Raw genomic sequence first — 871 nt, forward strand, 5'->3', positions numbered from 1 at the left:
AGGGGCGTGTTTAGTTTCACCCCCTGTTATTTAAACAGTATTTGACTCTGAGGAGGATTTTCAGACCATAACACATTACCCCAAGCAGGATTCGGGTTACAGTAGTCTTTTTCAGAAAACAGGGGATCCTACTGCCAAACCACGTTGTAAACGCACCCCAGAACCCCTCATGAGGATTCCTATGCCTGTACTCTTCTTCAGAAAACACTCTGTCTCTCTTCTTACTACCAAAACCACCTGGAGCGTTCTTAGTTTTCTTAACAATCGGCCGATAACCCTTTTCCACCACAGTGTTCAGAACTTTCTTTGAATCATAAGCCCCATCAGCATAAAAATTCCCAGAACCCCCCGGCAGGAGTTCAATCAGCTCGTTCTCAGAAGTTGTGATCTTCACAGCAACCGGATACAGTAAACCCGGCAGGATTCTCGTTATTGCCTGAACTTCTATCCTACCCTTTTTTTATTTGTAATAATGGTTGAGTCTGCTTGAGTGCTGGCGTAGGGTAATTTCTGGAGTTTTTTCAGGAGGTGGTTTGTCAGTTCTTCGAGGTTCAGCTTTTTCTCCCAGTTGTGGAGGGTTGAGTAGTGAATGTTTGCTCCGAAGAATTTTCTGCCGTAGTGCTGGGCGTCTCTGAGGGGTAGGTTGTAGTATTGTTTAAAGAGGAGTATTGCCAGTATTGTTTTTACTGGAAATTTTTTGGATTTTGGCAGGTTCTTCAGCTTTCCTTCTGATTCGAAGTCTGCTAAAACGTCAAGAATTGCGAATGCCACGCTTTCAGGGTCTTTGAGTCTGTGATCCCATCTGGGGATCACGGCAACCACCTGAAAGAATTCAGCAAAAACCCTAATAAAGGTTACTATAAACACGCCC

General features: G+C 44.2%; 2 protein-coding genes. Both read right to left on the reverse strand.

Annotated elements, in window-relative coordinates:
• Window positions 1-16: 16 nt before the first annotated feature.
• Entirely contained in the window at window positions 17-394 is a 378-nt protein-coding gene (locus NF859_RS00195; protein ID WP_042696758.1) for a hypothetical protein, read from the reverse strand.
• 50 nt (window positions 395-444) lie between these two features.
• Window positions 445-871: hypothetical protein (locus NF859_RS00200; RefSeq protein ID WP_252742490.1), on the reverse strand; the 427-nt coding region annotated here is incomplete at its 5' end.

The sequence above is a fragment of the Thermococcus alcaliphilus genome (genome assembly GCF_024054535.1).
Lineage (GTDB): Archaea > Methanobacteriota_B > Thermococci > Thermococcales > Thermococcaceae > Thermococcus_A > Thermococcus_A alcaliphilus.